The sequence below is a fragment of the Prevotella sp. oral taxon 306 str. F0472 genome (assembly GCF_000257925.1).
GTDB classification, from domain to species: domain Bacteria; phylum Bacteroidota; class Bacteroidia; order Bacteroidales; family Bacteroidaceae; genus Prevotella; species Prevotella vespertina.
Genome location: NZ_AJIN01000040.1, coordinates 38,282 through 58,401, shown reverse-complemented (window position 1 = coordinate 58,401; position 20,120 = coordinate 38,282). Strand labels below are relative to the sequence as shown.

The window sequence follows — 20,120 nt, the reverse complement described above, 5'->3', positions numbered from 1 at the left end:
ACTACACTCCAGTTTCTTCTTATATCATACTTCATCACTTCTTAAAATCAGCTATAAGTATCAATGTTAATAGAACAACCAGCACGATGGCTACGCCTCTTTTATCCTCACGCATTATGGCGCATGGATAAGAATGACCATTCTGTATACCTTACCTTTGATGATGGTCCTATCCCCGAAGCCACTCCTTTCATCCTTGATGTGTTGGATGAATTCGGTGCGAAGGCTATGTTTTTTATGGTGGGAGATAATGTAAGGAAACATCCAGACTTATATAAAGAGGTGATAAGAAGGGGGCATAAAGTGGGAAATCACACCTATCATCACCTCGGATCATTTAGACATTGGACGTTAACTTACGCTGTTGATGTCACAAAAGCTGATAACTTACTTAATACCCCCTACTTCCGCCCACCTCATGGATGGCTTCGACACACTGTTTACTGGTGGGTGAAACAGAATTACAGGGTTGTAATGTGGGATCTTGTGACACGTGATTATTCTAAGTTATTGACTGCAAAAGACGTGGTGGAGAACGTAAAACGATATGCAAGAAATGGTTCTATCATCACCTTTCACGACTCTTTAAAGAGTATAGACAAGCTCCGTACTGCACTTCCAGAGTCACTTCAATGGCTCAAAGAACAGGGATATGAATTTAAGACATTCCCCGATAATCCCGAAGAAACAAGATGATTAGTATCAACGCAACATGGATAAAGGAAGAAGCAAAGCGCATCGGATTCTTCACTTGTGGGATTGCTAAAGCCGAACCTGTTGATGAAGAGGTTGCAAAAGAGTATCGGAAATGGTTAGAGAATGGTGAGGATGCAACCATGGCATATATGTCGAATTATTTAGAGAAGCGTCTCGATCCTTGTAAACTGGTTCCAGGTGTGCGAAGTATAATATCTCTTGCCCTTAATTATGCCCCTTCTCAACAACTACCTAAAGGTGAATATCAGTTTGCGGCATACGCTCTTGGACAGGATTATCACGACTTAATGAAGGCAAAGATGCGGGAGTTGGCTAATAAGATAAGGGCATCAGAACCTTATCTTAATGCTTTTCAAGAAAGAAAGGAAGGACAAAAGGAGGAATTAGAAATACGTTGTTTCTGTGATACAGCACCTGTTCTTGAACGTTATTGGGCACAGAAAGCAGGCTTAGGATGGGTTGGTCGAAATCATCAACTTATCATTCCTCATGCTGGTTCGATGTTCTTTCTCGGGGAGATATTCCTTCCTTTCGATGTTGATAAATATGACGAACCTATGGAAAGTAGGTGCGGTAACTGCCATAGATGTATAGATGCTTGTCCTACAAAAGCCATCATTCCGAATGAAGACTTTCATGCAAATAGATGCTTATCGTACCAACTGATTGAGAATAGGGGCGACTTGTCAGAGGATGCAAAGGCAGCTATGGGTGATACAATCTATGGTTGCGACAGATGTCAAACAGCTTGTCCTTGGAATCGTTTTGCCACTCCTAACACCGAACCAAGCCTACAACCGAAAGCCGAACTACTCTCAATGAGCAAGGAAGCATGGCACAATCTCTCTATTGAAGATTATCGACGATTATTTAAAGGGTCAGCTGTTAAGCGTGTAAAGTTCGAAGGTTTAAAACGAAATATAGCTGCAACACAGCATAAAGAGAACGAGTAACATTTGTTACCAAGGCTTTCTATGGCATTGTAATTGCTTATTAGAAGATAGTAAACAGTTATAAACAATTTAATTATAAAGACATGGCAAAACTAGAGAAAGGTACTATCTTTTCAACAAACAAGGTAATTGATTACGCTGATGGTGGTGTAATTAGCAAGGAATTAGTACATAGCAACGCAGGAAGTGTGACACTCTTCAGCTTCGATGCAGGTCAGGGTTTATCAGAACACTCCGCACCTTTTGATGCTCTCATACAGGTGATTGAAGGTAAGATGGAGCTAACCGTCGAAGGCACAAAGCACGTTATTAGTGCAGGTGAAAGCTTCATCATCCCTAGCAATGCCCATCATTCAGTAAATGCAGCAGAGCGTTTCAAGATGATTATTACAATGATTAGAGGTTAAAAAAATACTTCTTCAAAACAAAGGTAAAAGTCTAATAAACAAATTTCCGAGGTATCCTAGAATCCCAATAACATCCTATGATACCTCGAGAAATTATATCTTACCAAACTTCAGACTACCTATAACCTACTTTATAATTGCTTGATAGTCTTTATCAAAAGGACGAGGATGACGTCCAATGAGAACTGTATTAAGCAGACAATTAGCCACCAACTCCTCATTCGTGAGGTCAACTTTCGGTTCTTTCTTCACTTCCTTGCCTAATAACACATCCCATGGACCATTGAAATCATGGTCGTCAGCACCAAAGAACATCTCATTCGTATCGGGATCTTCCATCAGTTGATATCGGATCTGCTTCTTTGATAACACTGGATTAATGCTCAATAACAAGTCATAAGCATTACGGAACTCATTCCGCAAATGACGACCTTTAGGAAACATAAGACCTATCTGTGGATAAATCTCATCAAACTCGTAGGCCTGAAACAACTCTTTAAGTTTCATAATATATTGTTGTTTAATTATCAGAACAAATCTTTTATTCATCAGGAGATTACCTTTACTAATCAAGAGAATAAGAGATTATGTCCGCAAAGGTACATTATTTTTTTGATACGCTTGCATGTTAGAACATTAATTCGTATATTTGCAACATATCACTAACCCAGAGTTCGTCTAGAAAAACACGGGCTCTATTAAAGCTTTTGATACACATGAGAAGAGATCAAGAAATTTTCGACCTTATTGAAATGGAGCATAAGCGACAGCTAAAAGGCATGGAGCTGATTGCATCTGAGAATTTTGTTAGCGATGAAGTAATGCAAGCTATGGGTTCTTACCTCACTAACAAGTATGCAGAGGGTTATCCCGGCAAACGCTATTATGGTGGTTGTCAAGTGGTTGACCAGGTTGAAACACTTGCAATTGAGCGTGTTAAACAACTCTTCGGAGCAGAGTATGCCAATGTTCAGCCACACTCTGGCGCACAAGCAAACCAAGCTGTTTTGCTCGCAGTACTAAAACCTGGTGACACATTTATGGGTCTTGACCTTGACCAAGGAGGGCATCTCTCTCATGGAAGTGAGGTGAATACATCTGGAATCCTTTATCACCACGTTGGTTACACACTGAATCGTGAGACGGGAAGAGTCGATTATGATGAGATGGAAAGGCTCGCTCTCGAACATAAACCAAAGCTAATTATTGGTGGAGGATCAGCTTATAGCCGTGAATGGGACTATAAGCGTATGCGCGAAATAGCTGACAAAGTAGGTGCATTATTGATGATTGACATGGCACATCCTGCTGGTCTCATTGCTGCTGGATTGTTGGATAACCCAGTAAAGTATGCTCATATCGTTACAACAACAACCCATAAGACACTTCGTGGACCACGTGGTGGTGTCATTCTAATGGGTAAAGACTTTGAGAATCCATGGGGACTTGCTACAAAGAAAGGCGTTGTAAAACCAATGTCAATGCTCTTCAATTCTGCAGTATTCCCTGGTAACCAGGGTGGACCATTAGAACATGTCATTGCAGCAAAGGCTGTTGGCTTCGGTGAGAACCTCCTCCCAAGTTGGAAGGAATATGCAATGCAGGTAAAGAAAAATGCTTCTGTTCTTGCACAAGCACTCGTTGATAAGGGCTTCAGCATTGTTAGTGGTGGTACGGATAACCATTCTATGTTGCTCGATCTACGTCAGAAATATCCAGACCTTACTGGTAAGGTGGCAGAGACGGCACTTGTTGCTGCTGATATTACAGCCAATAAAAATAAGGTACCATACGATGAGCGTTCAGCATTCCAGACAAGTGGTTTGCGTCTCGGAACAGCAGCTATGACAACACGTGGATGTAAGGAAGACATGATGTTGCTCACAGCAGAACTCATTGATGAGGTTCTTGCTGATCCAGAAAACGAGCAGGTAATCAAGAGAGTACGTGAGAAAGTAAACGAGACGATGGCTACTTATCCTCTCTTCGCTTACTAATAGTAAGGCTTACTAGCATTTAAAAGATTACAAGAAGGGAGCTATTAAAAGTAAGGATATAATAATCTATGTCCAACGGATATCAATCCATTAGTACTAGCAAGGCTAGATAACTAAATAAGATTGAATAATCCATACTTTTAATATCTCCCCCTTTTTGTATATAATAATCTTATTACATTCTTTAAAGTTACACACTAAAAGAAGACAATCACCTTAATTGATACCTTATATACTTCGCCTTCTGAGTCTCATCACTATAGAGAATATTATATCTGTCAGGGAGATACAATGCACCATCAAGTATTATGTATGGTTCAGGAACATCCCGCTCTATCCTATAGACCAATCCCTTTTTATTATCCGTCAACTTTATAAAGCTTACCCAAGGTCCCATTATCGTAGCTACCTCTTCTAACGAATACCTCAAACTATCTATAGAATCAACTACAAGAAGGGCTCCCGTTGAAGGGGCACAAGGCTTTATTGATGACAAGCGAAGCCTTACCTCCTTTGGTAATTCTTGATAGGAAAGTTCTTTACTTGCTAGCGATGAAACTTTATAGTCATAAGAGCTACAACCACAAAAAACTAACAAAAGACTAAAAAGAAAATATCTCATTGCTATGGACTTATCTTTACCTAATCATTATACAAGCATACATCATTATAGAATATATGTTTAATAAGTACGTACAAACTTACTTAAAATAATTGAGTGCGGTATAAATTACCCCAAAAAAATACACCCTATCGAACCCACAAAAAACTTAATTTGGCTTTAATCATCATTGCTTTCACTTTTAACATTTAGCATAATAGGCTGTGAAACAACACTTTGAAGTATCTGATAGGGTGACAGGAATGACAGTAATAATGATTTGATTTTTATAAACGAAATCCTTCATCTATCCTTTTTCAGCACCATTAATATTGTATGATAGCCCCATCCCCTCGTGAGTCAACTATCAACACTTATCTAGAAGATGCCTAAAAGCATTAAAGAATATCTATGAATTAGCCCTAAAGAAATAAATATCTCAAAATATTTGGTATAGTCAAAAAAACTTAGTACCTTTGCAACCGCAATTAACAAAAGCATAGGGAGATCCGCTAGCTCAGCTGGTAGAGCACAACACTTTTAATGTTGGGGTCATGGGTTCGAGCCCCATGCGGATCACAAAAAGGTATGTCAATAGACATACCTTTTTTGTTTATAGATACGAAAGAGACGATAACAAGATTGTTTAATAATAAGAGAAACAACTCTCCAAATACTCCTTAAAAAGCAAAATAAGCAAGAACTAGTGTGTAAACATATGTATAAAGAGCAATAAGAAATCCCTATATCTTGACGATATAGGGATTATCATTTACACAATTAAGCGGAAAGAGGGGGATTCGAACCCCCGATACCCTTTAGAGGTATACACGCTTTCCAGGCGTGCCTCTTCAACCACTCGAGCATCTTTCCTAGTCACTTCACATATAGAGAAGCATCCACTTGTAAAATATATGTGTACAAAATTACTCCTTTCGTTTGATAAATTCACATAAAGGAGTTACTATTTAATATTCTTTAAGACGATAATATCCATTATATTTGAACCTTATCATCCTCTACAAAAACAGATTCCTGAGTTTCAAGTATTATGTTCGATAACAGAATCTCACACCTTAATGCCAAAGATACGTTCTACATTGACACTCGTTTGACGTGCTATTTCTTCTTCATCAACACCATAACTCATTGCTAATGTACGCATTACCTCTATAATAAATGAGCTCTCGTTCCGTTTACCACGATAGGGAACAGGTGCCATATAAGGGCTATCTGTCTCTAAAACAATACGATCCAAAGGAACAGCAGCAGGCAAATCTTCCCTCAAATGACTACTCTTAAAGGTTGAAACGCCCCCTATACCCAATGCAAAATGCTCAAAACGAAGGAAGGCATCAGCCTCTTTTTGATTACCAGTAAAGCAATGAAAGACACCACCTGGTAATTCTTTTTCATACGACTGCATGATATGCAACATCTCATTCTGTGCCTTCCTACAATGTATCATCAAGGGTAGTTGCGTCTCAACACTCCATTTGACAGCTTCCTCAAAAGCAGCAAGTTGCTCTTGTTCATACTCACGTGACCAATAGAAATCAAGCCCAACTTCCCCTATGGCAATGAATGTCTCGCCAGGTAAAGCTGTACCATCAGCCTGCTTCTTAATAGATTCTTTCAATCGAGCATACATCTTTTCAAGTACTATCTGCCAATCTTGACGTACCTCTTCTGGCTGTAATCCAATCATTGGATAGCACACATCAGGATATTGTCGACATACAGCTAAAGTCGTATCTACTGACTTTAAGTCTATTGCTGGTAGGAATATCTTCCCCACTCCAGCCTGCCGTGCTCGCAAAATAACCTCTGGAAGATCCTCAGAGAAATCTTCAACATCTAAATGAGCATGTGTATCTATTATCATTATAATCAACTAGTTATCGTTTACGATGCAACATTCTTTGTGCATAAGTGACCAATTCTTGCTTACGAGCATCACTCACATTCACAGCAGCAAGATACTTATTTGCTTCTTCAAAATAGTAATTAATTCGATCAATAGCCATCTTGTCAACACCTATCTTATTATAGAGTTTGGTCACAGCTTCAACCTTTTCATCCCGCACGAAATGCTCACATGTAATCCATTTCTCCAATTCTTTACGTTGGCGAACATTAGCTTTGTTGAAGGCATTAATTAGCATGTATGTCTTCTTGTTAGACGTTATATCCCCCCCAATCTTCTTACCGAATACCTTTGGATCACCATACACATCAAGGTAATCATCTTGTAATTGAAAGGCCAAACCAACCTGTTCTCCAAACTTATAAAGGTTCTCTGCATCCTCTTGTGGGGCGTCTGCTAAGATAGCACCAATCTTCATTGCACATGCTAGAAGAACACTTGTCTTCAGGCGAATCATCTCTATATACTCCTCTTCCTTGACGTCATTTCGTGTCTCAAACTCCATATCATACTGCTGACCTTCGCCTATTTCCAAAGCAGTAGTAGTAAATAGTTTCAACACTTCACGCAGGTGTTTATCATTACACTTAGCCATCCGCTCAAAGGCAAGAACAAGCATAGAATCACCCGAAAGAACGGCAGTATTCGCATCCCAACGCACATGTACAGTTTGCTGTCCACGCCTAAGTGGAGCATCATCCATCAAATCATCATGTAATAAGGTATAATTGTGATATGTCTCAAGGGCGCATGCTGGTGAGAGAATCGACTCAGGATCATCCTTAAAGAGATTGTAAGAAAGAAGCATTAATATCGGTCGGATTCGTTTCCCACCCAGTGACAATACATATTTAATAGGCTCATATAAGCTCCAAGGTTTACGATTATATGAGATGTTATTTATATAATCATTTACTTTAAATAGGATTTCATCAGCAGTAAACATATAGGATTGTTTTAAGTTGGTTGATTACAAATATTAATTCACTTTATAGGTAAACTTCAATGGATATTGACGCTTTCTAGATGAAAGACATGTTTATCATGAAAGTTTAAAGACAACAGGAATCTCCACTAACGACTGGCATTTTCTACCCTTCTGTATGCCTGGCTTCCATTTCCCCATAGTCTTCAAGACTCGCAAAACCTCTGCATTTAGCACAGGATAACGCCCACTCTTAATCGTAACATCATTCACAGAACCATCAACATTGATGATGAAAGTAATGTTTACAGTACCTTGCAGTTCTTGACTCTTCGCATCTGCAGGATATTGTAAAGTCTTCGTAAGCCATTTCATAAACTCAACCCAGCCACCAGGAGGTGTTGGAGTATCCGAGAGAATACGCTTACTAACCTTATCATCATAACGTTCCACCTCCACTTGTGATGGATCATCTGTCATCTTCTCCGTCACTTTTTTGGCATCTTCCTGCACCTTTGGAGGATCTGGCAAGGTGGTGACCATTGGCATAACGATAGGAACATCACTCACTTGCGGGGCGGCAGTTTTCTTGTCATTTGAGTTCATGCTACCTGCGTCGTGAGGTGTCACCTTATTAGGGACATCCCTACGTTTAAGATTCAAAAGATCCTCAATTGTAGGTTTCTTATCGTCCTTTGTCTTTGCTAAGTCTTGCTGGTCAATGGCTGGCAACATATCCATATCGTGAAGAGTCACATTCTTAAAGGCTTTCACGTTAGTATCATCATCGCTTGAAGGATTGGCATTGTATTCCATAGCAACAAAGAAGATAGATAGGGCAATGATGATTCCCAACAGGAAACCAACCCATCGCTTATTCTCTAAATCTGCTTTTTTTGACTTCTTAATCTCCACTGTTAGATACTAAACTATAGCTATTGCCGTTATATGAAATACTGCTCTATACCCGAGAAGCGTACCTTCTATTATTTAAGCAGTTCCAAAGACAAAAGTAATAAGATATTCGGAAAAAGCTGTAACTTTGCCCGATAAATTAATTTAGATTAAATGAAAAAGTTTGTTTTAACGCTCATCTCAACCCTTTTCACTTGTATGTTATGGGCTCAAGAGAGCCAAACTGAATACAATTTCTTACGTCTTCCTGTTAGTGCACATGCTGCTGCTTTAGGTGGAGATAATATTACAATTATTGAAGATGACCCTGCTTTGATGTTCTCTAACCCTGCTCTTGCATCATCGGTAAGCGATAAGACGATAGGTTTGAGTTATATGAATTACATGAGTGGTGCCAATTACATGGGTGCTTCTTACTCAAAGGCTTTGGGGGAGAAAGGGACAATTGCAGGAGGAGTCCAGTACATGAACTATGGAAAGATGAAGGAGTATGACCAGAACAACACACAGATAGGAACCTTTAATGCTAGTGAGATTGCAATCGAAGGGATATTTTCTTACGAATTAGCACATAATCTCGTGGGAGGTATAACAGCGAAGTTTATCAACTCATATATCGGTAATTACAGCTCCATGGCAGTAGGTGTTGACCTCGGTCTCAACTGGTTTGAACCTGATTACCAATGGTCTGTTTCAATGGTGGCAAAGAACTTGGGCGGTCAAATCAAGGCTTATGAAGAAAACTATGGGAAGATGCCTATGGATGTACAAGTTGGTGTGAGCAAAACCTTTGCAGCCTTACCTGTACGACTATCTGCAACTCTCGTTGACTTAACTCATTATGATTACCGCTTTATCAATCACTTGAATCTTGGTGCAGACATCCTCTTGTCTGACAATATATGGGTCGGTGGTGGTTACAACTTCCGCCGAGCTGACGAGATTACCATCGGTAGCAATGAGGATTCCAGTGCGCATGGAGCAGGCTTTAGTGTGGGTGGTGGCATTAATCTCGAACGCTTCAAACTAAACTTAGCCTATGGTAAGTATCATGCAGCTAGCAGCTCCGTCTTAGTCAATCTTGCCTATTCATTTTAAGTAATAATTGTTTCATTAGATACAGATAACCTTATTTATCTTTGTAATTACACATGATTTGAGTGATTGGGTACTATTTCTAGAATTTATCAAACACACCCCTACTGACATAATAATTATCTAGGAGCAGCTATCGAAGAAATCTTCTCAAATTGAATATCCTTTCGTATAGACTTAAACAGGCACTCTTCTCTACTTAAAGAGAGCCTTTCCTTGCCATGAGAAAAGGCTCTCTTCGCATTAAAGAAACGCCCTTCTCAAATAGAAGTAGACATTCCTTTCAACTCAATATATGAAATGAATACAATGACAAATAATCTATTTCGAACCATAGACATATTACTTTTTTTATTAACTTTGCACTCACTGCGCAAGAAAGCAGTACTAAATAGATAAAACAAAACACGGATTCAGAATGAAAAAGATAACTATCGCTATCGATGGATACTCCTCATGTGGTAAGAGCACGATGGCTAAAGACCTTGCAAAGAAGATTGGTTACATCTATGTAGATACTGGTGCAATGTACCGATCCGTTACGTTCTATGCTTTACGTAACCATCTATTCAATGCGGACGGCTCGATAAAAGAAGAGGAACTAAAGGCACAGATGGATAAAATTAAAATTAGTTTCCAGTTGAATAAAGCAACAGGACGACCTGACACCTATCTCAATGGAGAGAATATTGAGACCGAAATCCGAACAATGGAAGTATCTTCACATGTCAGCATTATCGCTGCCCTCCCCTTCGTTCGTACTGCTCTCGTGGAGCAACAACAGCAAATGGGCGCAGAGAAGGGTATCGTTATGGACGGAAGAGACATCGGGACTGTGGTCTTCCCACATGCAGAACTAAAAGTATTCGTCACAGCTTCAGCAGAAGTTCGTGCCCAACGACGCTACGACGAACTGAAGGGTAAAGGCATGGATGCTGACTTCAATGAGATTCTAAAGAATGTACAAGAACGCGATTATATCGATACCCATCGTGAGACGTCACCGCTCCGTAAGGCGGATGATGCTATCGAATTAGATAACAGTAACTTAACAATTTCAGAACAACAGCAATGGCTTTACGACCAATATTGTAAAGTGGCTCAATCGTAAAAGGATTTCATCTCCCCCAAAAGAGAGAACAAATCAAGCAATAGAAAGGCTAAGGTAGCATTAATATTTATAGGTCAACTCTATTTTACGAATCACCTAAGAGAAAAAAAGCTATTCGCTTGTAATTCTCAAAAAATAGTCGTATTTTTGCAGAAAAGAATTATTAATAGTTGACTTCACGCTATTTTTTAAATGAAAAAAATCATCTTATCTCTCATAGCAGTAGCTATGATTATGGCAATGACAGGATGTGGTTCTAGCAAGGGCTTCACCTATGTGGAGAACATTGACTCGACTAGTCTTGCCGCTTCACGTGGTCTCTTTGATGCACGAATTATGCCTAAAGACGAATTAACCATCACAGTCAATACAACTAATCCAGAGGCTGCTGCACCCTTCAATCTGCAAGGTGGTGACAAAGGATCTACGGCTTTCAAGGGCTATCTAGTTGATAACACGGGATTCATTAACTTCCCTATTATCGGTAAGATACACGTTGTTGGCTTAACAAAAACAGAATGTGAGGACTTGATAAAGAGTAAGATTCAACCTTACCTTGCACGCACCGAGAACCCTGTTGTGACGGTTCGCATGAGTAGTTATCACATTACTGTCATGGGTGAAGTAGGTCGTCCTAGCGTGATACCAGTATCGACTGAGAAGATTAGTGTTCTAGAAGCTATTGCGCAGGCAGGCGATTTAGGTGTATATGGTAAGCGTAATAATATTCTGTTGATACGTGAGGATGCAAGAGGAGAAAAGCATGCAGTACGTCTGAATTTGAATGATGCTAACATCATCAACTCACCTTATTATTATCTACAACAGAATGACGTGTTGTACGTTCAACCAAACTCTGTGAAGGCAAAGACCTCTAGTATTGGTAGTTCTACTACTATTTGGTTCTCTTTCATAGGTATCGTTACGTCAGTAGCATCACTATTGGTTAACGTTTTAAGAAGGTAAGATTCTATCTTTAAATGGGGACTTATATCCTCATTAAAGAGGCAAATATTAAAAATGAGAACATTCTTTGACATCCATATCTTGCCTAGCCTAGAACAGAGCTAGATGATAGGAAGCGGGTGTAAGGGTGTTCTCATTTGTTATAAAAAGGAAAGGGTTAAGGTAAAATGTGTGGTATTGTAGGATATATTGGGACGAAGCGTGAGGCTTACCCCATACTGATTAAAGGCTTGAAACGCCTTGAATATAGAGGATATGACAGCGCTGGTGTGGCACTGATAGACAATAATGGCAACTTAGATGTCTATAAAACAAAAGGAAAAGTAGCTGACTTAGAGGAGTATTGTACTGATAAGAACGTCACTGGAAACATTGGTATTGCTCACACACGTTGGGCAACTCATGGTGAGCCATCATCTATAAATGCGCATCCACACTATTCGCAGTCAAAGAATTTGGCAATTATTCATAATGGTATTATCGAGAATTATGCAGAAATAAAGCATAATTTGATAGAGAAAGGAATACAATTTCAGTCGGATACAGACACTGAAGTGTTGGTTCAACTGATTGATTATATACAGACAAAGAAGGACATTAGTCTCCTAGAGGCAGTACAGTTGGCTTTACATCAAGTAATTGGTGCATACGCCATAGCCCTCTTGGATAAGCGTAACCCTGATACCATCATTGCTGCAAGAAAGCAGAGTCCACTTGTAGTAGGCATTGGTGAGGGTGAATTCTTCCTCGGTTCAGACGCTAGTCCGATAATTGAATATACTGATAAAGTTGTCTACCTTGATGATGGCAACATTGCAGTAATGAAGTTAGGAGAGGAGTTGAAGGTTGTAAATATCCTCAATGAAAAGCTATCTCCAGAGGTTCGTACGGTAGATATCAACCTTGGTCAGATAGAAAAAGGAGGCTACGATCACTTCATGCTGAAGGAGATCTTTGAACAACCAGAGTGTTTGACAAACTGCATGAGAGGTAGAATTAACGTAGAGCACGATAATGTTACCTTGAGTGCAATGATTGATTATCGCAGCAAACTGCTCAATGCTAAGCGCATCATCATCGTTGCTTGCGGTACAAGTTGGCATGCAGGACTTATTGGTAAACAGATGATTGAAACCTTCTGTAGGATTCCTGTAGAGGTTGAATATGCTAGTGAGTTCCGCTATCGTAACCCGGTTGTAAGTGATAGCGACGTTGTCATAGCCATTTCACAGAGTGGAGAAACAGCCGATACACTTGCAGCTGTAGAGTTAGCAAAGTCTAGAGGTGCTTTTATCTACGGCATTTGTAATGCTATCGGGTCTAGTATCCCGCGTGCAACTGATACAGGAACTTACATCCACGTAGGCCCTGAAATCGGTGTTGCTTCTACAAAGGCTTTCACTGGACAGGTCACTGTCTTAACGATGTTTGCACTAGCTTTAGCAAATGCCAAAGGAACTATTAAACACGAAGAATACGTGCGTACGGTTAAAGAATTGGCAGAAATTCCTAATATGATAAGGGACGTGTTGAAGGTAAATGACCAAATCGCAGATATGGCACGCACCTTCACTTATGCACGAAACTTCCTCTACTTGGGACGTGGATTTAGTTACCCAGTAGCTTTGGAAGGTGCATTAAAATTAAAGGAGATTTCTTACATTCATGCAGAAGGCTATCCCGCAGCAGAGATGAAACATGGTCCTATTGCCTTGATAGATTCTGATATGCCTGTAGTAGCTATCGCAACGCAGAACGGGATGTACGAGAAAGTACGTAGCAACATACAAGAGATAAAAGCAAGACAAGGTCGGGTTATAGCCTTAGTAACTAAAGGTGACACGACAATCTCTCATATCGCAGATGCCGTAATAGAGCTTCCTGATTGCATGGAATGTCTAGAACCACTAGTTGCAACAATCCCATTACAGCTTTTGGCATACCACATTGCAGTTTGCAAAGGCAAGGATGTGGATCAACCACGTAATCTGGCAAAGTCTGTTACAGTAGAGTGAAAGTCTCTGATATCACCATCATCTAGGATACTCAACAGGGTATCCAAAATGACGGGGAATGCTTATAAGCTGGTAACGAAAACGCAAACAAGATTAGTAAACATCGGTAATTGTAAAAGACAGACAATACATCTTATAAATGGAAAAGAACATTCATGAAGATTGCGGAGTAGCAATGATTAGGTTGCTAAAGCCGTTAGAGTATTATCAGGAGAAGTATGGAACCTGGATGTACGGGTTAAATAAACTCTATCTTATGATGGAGAAGCAGCATAATCGTGGTCAGGAAGGGGCTGGATTATCTGCTGTGAAACTCTCATCCGAGCCTGGTAACGAGTATATGTTCCGTGAACGAGCAGAGGGAAAGAATGCTGTTACAGAGATATTTGCTGATGTACACAAGCATTATAAAGGCTTATCACAGGAGCAATTGTCTGATGTTTCTTTTGCAAAAACTAGTCTTCCCTTTGCGGGAGAGCTTTATATGGGCCACCTCCGGTACTCAACTACTGGCAAGAGTGGTCTTTCTTATGTCCATCCCTTCCTACGTCGCAACAACTGGAAGGCAAAGAATCTATGTATGTGTGGCAACTTCAATATGACAAATATTGAGGATATATTTGAGAAACTGACTGACCAAGGGCAATGCCCACGCATCTATAGCGATACTTACCTTCTATTAGAACTCATGGGACACCGGCTTGATCGTGAAGTTGAACGCAACTTTGTGAAGGCACAGGAACTTGGACTTACTAAACGAGACATCACAGAGTATATTGAAGATAACATACAAATAAGTAATGTCCTCAAGACTACCATGGAGCATTTCGATGGTGGTTACGTTATCTGCGGACAAACAGGTTCAGGCGAGATGTTCTCTATTCGAGATCCATGGGCTATACGTCCTGCATTCTATTATAAGAACGATGAGATCGTAGTAGTTGCTAGTGAACGCCCCGTCTTACAGACAACCTTCGACCTAGAATGTGAAGACATACAAGAGTTAAAACCGGGTCAAGCCTTAATAGTTAACAAACGGGGAGAAGCAAGCCTACAGCAGATACTTGAGCCAAAGACTTATTCGGCCTGTTCGTTTGAGCGTATTTACTTCTCTCGTGGATCGGATAGAGACATCTATAAAGAGCGTGAGAAACTAGGTCAACAATTGACAGAACGCGTCCTAGAAGCAGTCAATTATGATACAACTCACACAGTTTTATCATTTATTCCTAACACTGCAGAAGTAGCGTTCTATGGGTTAACTCATGGTTTTAAAGAATGGATTGACAAACGAAAAGTTGAGCAAATAACAGCCTTGGGGAGCAACCCTTCAGAAGAAGATATACATCAGATTCTAAAGCAAGGAATACGTGCTGAGAAGGTAGCATGGAAGGATATCAAGCTAAGAACATTTATCACTGAGGGTAATTCACGCAATGACCTCGCCTCTCATGTCTATGATATAACGTATGAGAGTATCGAACCCTACAAGGACAACTTAGTAATCATAGACGATTCTATTGTTCGAGGGACAACTCTCAAGGAAAGCATTCTTCACATCTTAGATCGTCTACATCCAAAGAAGATTGTCATTGTTTCCAGTGCACCACAGATACGCTTTCCCGACTATTACGGCATTGACATGCCACGTCCAGAAGAGTTCTGTGTCTTCCGTGCGACCATTGAGTTAATACGTGAACGGAATATGGAGAATCTTCTACATGATGTTTATGAAGCCTGTAAGAAAGAGGTTGCCAAACCTAAAGGAGAACATCTCAATAATTCAGTAAAGGCCATTTATAAACCTTTCACCATAGAAGAAATCAATCAAAAGATTGTAGAGATACTTCGACCGCAGGGCATGACGACGCCAGTCGAACTTGTTTTCCAAAGCATTGAAGGTCTACATAATGCTATTCCGAACCATCCTGGTGACTGGTATTTTACGGGTGACTACCCTACTCCAGGTGGTATGAGACTGGTCAACCAGAACTTCATCAATTATTATGAACATGAACACCTCAAGCATAACATGAGCTAATCTCTATAGATAAGGACGTACGGCTTGTGCGCTCAAGACATTTCTCTTGAATTAACCGCACAAATCATACGTCCTTTTTCCAGTGTTAGAACATTAACAAGAAATACATAAAAACAATCAACTCAACAATACTAAGTAATAATGAGGAACGTAACTTTAGTCCTGAGTGACGGAACAAAATTCCATGGCAAGTCGTTTGGATACGATGCACCAGTTGCTGGTGAGGTGGTATTCAACACGGCCATGATGGGTTATCCAGAGAGCCTTACAGACCCTTCCTATGCTGGTCAACTTCTGACCATGACCTTTCCTTTAGTAGGAAACTATGGTGTGCCTCCATTCTCTATAGAGGCAAATGGCATCCCAACATTCATGGAGAGCGACAAGATTTATGCGTCTGCTATCATCGTATCAGACTACACAGAACAGTATTCCCATTGGAATGCTGTAGAGAGCCTAGGCGATTGGTTGAAGCGTGAACATGTACCTGGTATCACCAACATTGATACTCGTGAGTTAACCAAAGTACTGCGTGAACATGGTGTGATGATGGGTAAGATTCTCTTTGACGATGAGCCTGATAACATCCCAGAAGCTAATTATGAAGGCGTAAACTTCGTCGACCTCGTATCCACGAAAGAGATTATTCGATACAATGAAGGCGCAGGCAAGAAGGTTATACTTGTAGATTGCGGTGTGAAAGCAAACATCATTCGTTCACTTATTAATAGAGGAGTAGAGGTTATCCGAGTACCTTGGAACTATGATTACACATCGATGGATTATGATGGACTCTTCCTAGCGAATGGACCTGGAGACCCCGATATGTGCGTCGATGCCGTTAATGTAATTCGCAAACAGATGAGCATGAGTAAGAAGCCTATCTGTGGTATTTGCATGGGTAACCAACTATTATCAAAGGCAGCAGGAGCAACTATCTATAAGTTGAAATATGGTCATCGTGGACACAATCAACCAGTTCGTATGGTTGGTACTAATAAGTGTTATATCACCTCCCAGAACCATGGTTACGCCGTAGATGCGTCTACTCTTGATAAAGACTGGAAAGAACTTTTCGTCAACATGAATGATGGTAGCAATGAAGGTATCTGTCATGTTGAGAATCCATGGTTTACTTCTCAGTTCCATCCAGAGGCTTGCTCTGGTCCTGTTGATACATACTTTATGTTTGACAAATTCGTAGAAACACTAAGATAATGAAAGACGATTCAATTAAAAAAGTACTGCTTCTCGGATCGGGAGCATTGAAGATAGGTGAGGCAGGAGAGTTCGATTACTCTGGTTCACAAGCATTAAAAGCATTACGAGAAGAAGGTGTTTCTACCGTTCTCATCAATCCGAACATCGCTACAGTGCAAACTTCTGAAGGCGTAGCAGACCAGATCTATTTCCTTCCTGTACAACCTTATTTTGTTGAAAGGGTGATTGAGAAGGAGCGTCCTGATGGCATTCTCTTATCCTTCGGTGGTCAGACTGCATTGAACTGTGGTGTAGAGTTAGAACGTACAGGCATACTAAAGAAATATAATGTACGAGTTCTTGGTACCCCCGTTGCGGCTATCATGAATACAGAAGATCGTGAGCTCTTTGTTGAAAGACTTGATGAAATCGATGTAAAGACCATTAAAAGTGAGGCTTGTGAGGATATTGTTCAGGCACGCAAAGCTGCTAAGACGCTTGGTTATCCAGTCATTGTGCGTGCGGCCTATGCACTCGGAGGACTTGGCAGTGGCTTTGCTGACAATGAAGATGAGCTAAACACTCTATGTGAGAAAGCCTTTTCTTTCTCTCCTCAAGTACTTGTTGAGAAGAGTCTCAAGGGCTGGAAAGAAATCGAATATGAGGTTGTTCGTGACCAATATGACAACTGCATCACAGTTTGTAACATGGAGAATTTCGACCCACTAGGTATCCACACGGGGGAATCTATCGTAATTGCTCCATCACAGACATTGACTAATAGCGAGTATCACAAGCTCCGCGCATTATCAATAAAGATTGTTCGTCACATCGGCATCATCGGTGAATGTAACGTACAATACGCCTTCGACCCACAGAGTGAGGATTATCGTGTGATTGAGGTAAATGCTCGTTTGTCTCGTTCGTCAGCTCTTGCAAGTAAGGCAACAGGCTATCCTTTGGCTTTCGTGGCGGCTAAATTAGGTATGGGCTATGGTCTCTTTGAATTGAAAAACTCCGTTACAAAGACTACATCAGCCTTCTTTGAGCCTGCACTCGACTATGTTGTCTGCAAGATACCACGCTGGGATCTAAGTAAATTCCGTGGTGTCGATAAGGAGTTAGGGTCAAGTATGAAGTCCGTCGGAGAGGTTATGGCGATTGGACGTAACTTCGAGGAAGCAATTCAGAAGGGCTTACGAATGATAGGACAAGGCATGCACGGCTTTGTTGAAAACAAGGAGTTGCAGATTGAAGACATAGATGCTGCATTGCGCGAACCAACAGACAAGCGTGTATTCATCATCTCAAAGGCTATGCACAAGGGCTATACTGTTGATCAAATACACGACTTGACAAAGATTGACAAGTGGTTCTTGAATAAGTTAAAGCATATCATTGACATTGACGAAGAGCTGAAACGCAAGAATATCAATACGCTTGATAAAGAGTTATTGCGTGAGGCTAAGGTCTACGGATTCACTGACTTCCAGATAGCACGTGCTGTCAATCTAGAGGAGGAATGCCCTAATATGCACAAAGCAATGATGCTTGTGAGAAGATTGCGTAAGGGTTTTGGCATCCTTCCTGTCGTCAAGCAGATAGACACACTAGCTGCCGAATATCCTGCACAAACCAATTACTTATATGTAACCTACGCTGGTGTTGGTTCTGACATCACGTTCTCCAATGATCGAAAATCGGTTGTTGTACTAGGTTCGGGAGCCTATCGTATCGGTAGTTCTGTCGAGTTTGATTGGTGCGGTGTACAGGCATTGAACACCATTAGAAGACAAGGGTATCGATCTATCATGATCAATTATAACCCTGAGACAGTATCGACTGACTATGACATGTGTGACCGTCTTTACTTTGACGAATTGACCTTCGAACGTGTCATGGACATCATTGATGCCGAGACTCCTCATGGTGTCATCGTATCAACAGGTGGTCAGATTCCTAACAACTTAGCCATGTATCTCGATGAAGAGAACGTACCAATTCTAGGTACAGCAGCTAAGGACATCGATAACGCGGAAGACCGTGCTAAGTTCTCGTCTATGCTTACTGAGAACGGAATTAACCAACCAGAATGGAGCGCACTAACAAGTATGGAGGATATAGACAGGTTCGTTGACCGGGTCGGATTCCCTGTTCTTGTCCGCCCATCTTACGTTCTTTCGGGTGCAGCCATGAATGTTTGTTCTAATAAGGATGAGTTAACTCGATTCCTCCAGTTGGCTGCTAACGTTAGTGAAGACCATCCTGTAGTAGTTAGTAAGTTTATCGAGAACGCAAAGGAGATCGAGATGGACGCTGTTGCGAAGGATGGAGAAATCATGGCATATGCCATCTCTGAGCACATAGAGTTTGCTGGTGTACACTCTGGAGACGCAACTATTCAGTTCCCACCACAGAAGCTTTACGTCGAAACAGTGCGTCGAATCAAACGCATTAGCCGCCAGATTGCAAAGAAGCTACACATCAATGGACCATTCAACATTCAGTATATGGCACGCGACAATGACATCCTTGTCATCGAATGTAACCTTCGCGCGAGTCGCTCATTCCCATTTGTTAGTAAGGTTCTAAAGCTCAACTTCATCGATCTCGCTACTAAGATCATGCTCGGAGTACCTGTTGAAAAGCCTAACAAGAACCTCTTTGACCTTGATTATGTGGGCATTAAGGCTTCTCAATTCTCGTTCAATCGATTGCAGAAAGCCGACCCTGTACTTGGTGTAGACATGAGTTCAACGGGTGAAGTGGGCTGTCTCGGTGATGATTCCGCCACTGCTTTACTGAAGAGTATGCTATCTGTCGGACAGAGAATACCGAAGAAGACCATCCTTCTCTCTACAGGAGGTGCAAAGCAGAAAGCCGAAATGTTGGATGCAGCAAAGACCTTGAAGCAACACGGCTATGAGCTTTTTGCAACCGTAGGAACGTCTAAGTACCTCACAGAGAATGGTATTGAGAACACACTTGTGTATATGCCATCTGATAAGGAACATTCTCCTCAGGCCTTGGACTTGCTACATGAGAAGAAAATTGACATGGTTGTTAATATGCCAAAGGACTTGACTCCACGCGAGCTAACCAATGGGTATAAGATTAGACGTGCCGCCATCGATCTCAACATACCATTGATTACGAATAGCCGATTGGCAAGTGCGTTCATCAATGCCTTCTGTAATGTCTCGCTCGACGACATCGACATCAAGGCATGGGGTGAGTATTAGAATCAATC

16 protein-coding genes and 2 tRNA genes are annotated in these 20,120 nt (G+C 40.9%); 12 read left to right on the top strand and 6 right to left on the bottom strand.

Annotated features, from left to right (window positions below; genetic code table 11):
- The first annotated feature begins 63 nt into the window (after positions 1–63).
- The 3 genes from HMPREF9969_RS06315 (at position 64) to HMPREF9969_RS06305 (ending at position 2,077) form a co-directional block, all read left to right on the top strand.
- Complete coding sequence (locus tag HMPREF9969_RS06315; protein ID WP_009435008.1) at positions 64–696, top strand: polysaccharide deacetylase family protein; 633 nt, start codon at positions 64–66, stop codon at positions 694–696.
- On the top strand, positions 693–1,670 hold the full coding sequence (queG, locus tag HMPREF9969_RS06310) for a tRNA epoxyqueuosine(34) reductase QueG (RefSeq protein WP_009435001.1): 978 nt from the start codon (positions 693–695) through the stop codon (positions 1,668–1,670). The genes HMPREF9969_RS06315 and queG overlap by 4 nt, the downstream gene beginning before the upstream one ends.
- A gap of 83 nt (positions 1,671–1,753) precedes the next feature.
- Complete coding sequence (locus HMPREF9969_RS06305; protein WP_009435063.1) at positions 1,754–2,077, top strand: cupin domain-containing protein; 324 nt, start codon at positions 1,754–1,756, stop codon at positions 2,075–2,077.
- Positions 2,078–2,203: 126 nt separating this feature from the next.
- Here HMPREF9969_RS06305 and HMPREF9969_RS06300 read toward each other — a convergent pair whose 3' ends face one another.
- Positions 2,204–2,584, bottom strand: a complete 381-nt coding sequence (locus HMPREF9969_RS06300) for a hypothetical protein (protein WP_009435012.1) — start codon at positions 2,582–2,584, stop codon at positions 2,204–2,206.
- Between the two features lie 209 nt (positions 2,585–2,793).
- On the opposite strand from HMPREF9969_RS06300, the gene glyA reads away from it, so the two are divergent.
- Positions 2,794–4,074, top strand: a complete 1,281-nt coding sequence (gene glyA / locus HMPREF9969_RS06295; protein WP_009434984.1) for a serine hydroxymethyltransferase — start codon at positions 2,794–2,796, stop codon at positions 4,072–4,074.
- Positions 4,075–4,285: 211 nt separating this feature from the next.
- Here the strand turns inward: glyA and HMPREF9969_RS06290 are convergent, their stop codons facing one another.
- Complete coding sequence (locus HMPREF9969_RS06290) at positions 4,286–4,696, bottom strand: hypothetical protein (protein ID WP_009435077.1); 411 nt, start codon at positions 4,694–4,696, stop codon at positions 4,286–4,288.
- A 485-nt stretch (positions 4,697–5,181) separates the two neighbouring features.
- On the opposite strand from HMPREF9969_RS06290, the gene HMPREF9969_RS06285 reads away from it, so the two are divergent.
- Positions 5,182–5,254 (top strand) — tRNA-Lys (locus HMPREF9969_RS06285).
- A 206-nt stretch (positions 5,255–5,460) separates the two neighbouring features.
- On the opposite strand, the gene HMPREF9969_RS06280 is transcribed toward HMPREF9969_RS06285, so the two are convergent.
- The 4 genes from HMPREF9969_RS06280 to HMPREF9969_RS06265 all read right to left on the bottom strand — a co-directional run bounded on the left by HMPREF9969_RS06280 (position 5,461) and on the right by HMPREF9969_RS06265 (position 8,442).
- Positions 5,461–5,548 (bottom strand) — tRNA-Ser (locus tag HMPREF9969_RS06280).
- Positions 5,549–5,744: 196 nt separating this feature from the next.
- Positions 5,745–6,560, bottom strand: a complete 816-nt coding sequence (locus HMPREF9969_RS06275) for a TatD family hydrolase (RefSeq protein WP_009435039.1) — start codon at positions 6,558–6,560, stop codon at positions 5,745–5,747.
- A gap of 13 nt (positions 6,561–6,573) precedes the next feature.
- Complete coding sequence (locus HMPREF9969_RS06270) at positions 6,574–7,548, bottom strand: polyprenyl synthetase family protein (protein ID WP_009435060.1); 975 nt, start codon at positions 7,546–7,548, stop codon at positions 6,574–6,576.
- A gap of 96 nt (positions 7,549–7,644) precedes the next feature.
- Positions 7,645–8,442, bottom strand: coding sequence for an energy transducer TonB (locus tag HMPREF9969_RS06265; RefSeq protein ID WP_009435071.1), 798 nt, complete (start codon positions 8,440–8,442; stop codon positions 7,645–7,647).
- 153 nt (positions 8,443–8,595) lie between these two features.
- Here HMPREF9969_RS06265 and porQ point away from each other — a divergent pair, with 153 nt between their 5' ends.
- The 7 genes from porQ to carB all read left to right on the top strand — a co-directional run bounded on the left by porQ (position 8,596) and on the right by carB (position 20,112).
- Positions 8,596–9,540 (top strand): type IX secretion system protein PorQ, encoded by a 945-nt coding sequence (porQ, locus tag HMPREF9969_RS06260; RefSeq protein ID WP_009435038.1) that lies wholly within the window; start codon positions 8,596–8,598, stop codon positions 9,538–9,540.
- A 415-nt stretch (positions 9,541–9,955) separates the two neighbouring features.
- A complete protein-coding gene (cmk, locus tag HMPREF9969_RS06255; RefSeq protein WP_009435034.1) occupies positions 9,956–10,648 on the top strand; it encodes a (d)CMP kinase in 693 nt (230 codons plus the stop codon).
- A gap of 192 nt (positions 10,649–10,840) precedes the next feature.
- Positions 10,841–11,614, top strand: coding sequence for a polysaccharide biosynthesis/export family protein (locus HMPREF9969_RS06250; RefSeq protein WP_009435028.1), 774 nt, complete (start codon positions 10,841–10,843; stop codon positions 11,612–11,614).
- Between the two features lie 167 nt (positions 11,615–11,781).
- A complete protein-coding gene (glmS, locus tag HMPREF9969_RS06245) occupies positions 11,782–13,629 on the top strand; it encodes a glutamine--fructose-6-phosphate transaminase (isomerizing) (protein ID WP_009435019.1) in 1,848 nt (615 codons plus the stop codon).
- A gap of 139 nt (positions 13,630–13,768) precedes the next feature.
- A complete protein-coding gene (locus HMPREF9969_RS06240; protein ID WP_009435022.1) occupies positions 13,769–15,670 on the top strand; it encodes a hypothetical protein in 1,902 nt (633 codons plus the stop codon).
- A gap of 141 nt (positions 15,671–15,811) precedes the next feature.
- Positions 15,812–16,888 (top strand): glutamine-hydrolyzing carbamoyl-phosphate synthase small subunit, encoded by a 1,077-nt coding sequence (carA, locus tag HMPREF9969_RS06235; RefSeq protein WP_009435042.1) that lies wholly within the window; start codon positions 15,812–15,814, stop codon positions 16,886–16,888.
- Positions 16,888–20,112: a carbamoyl-phosphate synthase (glutamine-hydrolyzing) large subunit gene (gene carB / locus HMPREF9969_RS06230; protein WP_009435057.1), complete on the top strand. Its 3,225-nt coding sequence runs from the start codon at positions 16,888–16,890 to the stop codon at positions 20,110–20,112. The genes carA and carB overlap by 1 nt, the downstream gene beginning before the upstream one ends.
- Positions 20,113–20,120: the final 8 nt, after the last annotated feature.